Origin of the sequence: Brevundimonas sp. (genome assembly GCF_032107865.1) — a bacterium.
In the GTDB taxonomy this organism is placed as follows: Bacteria; Pseudomonadota; Alphaproteobacteria; order Caulobacterales; family Caulobacteraceae; genus Brevundimonas.
In genome coordinates this window covers 1-312 of the sequence record NZ_DAMCNG010000060.1, presented here as the reverse complement: position 1 = coordinate 312, position 312 = coordinate 1, and the positions used below count along the sequence as shown (strand labels likewise).

The 312-nt window shown below is 69.6% G+C and carries 1 protein-coding gene; it reads right to left on the bottom strand.

What is annotated here, in order from left to right; all coding sequences use genetic code 11:
• On the bottom strand, positions 1 to 312 hold a 312-nt coding region (locus RT567_RS07260), incomplete at both ends, for an aldehyde dehydrogenase family protein (protein WP_313575408.1).

Genomic DNA, 312 nt, shown 5'->3' with positions numbered 1-312 from the left:
GTTTCGCCGTGCAATTTGTCGGCTGCGCCAGCATAGAATTCAAGGTAGCGGGCCAGGGCGATCACGTCGTTGCGCGCCTGCTTCAGCGGCTTGCCGACGTCCAGCGCCTCAAGTTCGGCGAGCAGGTCGATGCGGGCTTCGACCTCGCGTCCCATGCGGGCCAGGATGCGGCCGCGCTCGACGGCGGTCATGCGACCCCAGTCTCCATCGAAGGCGGCCCGGGCGGCCTGGACGGCGGCGTCCACGTCTGCGGCGGTCCCGGCGGCCAGAGCGCCCATGACTTCGCCCGTCGAAGGGTTCTCGATCGGCAGG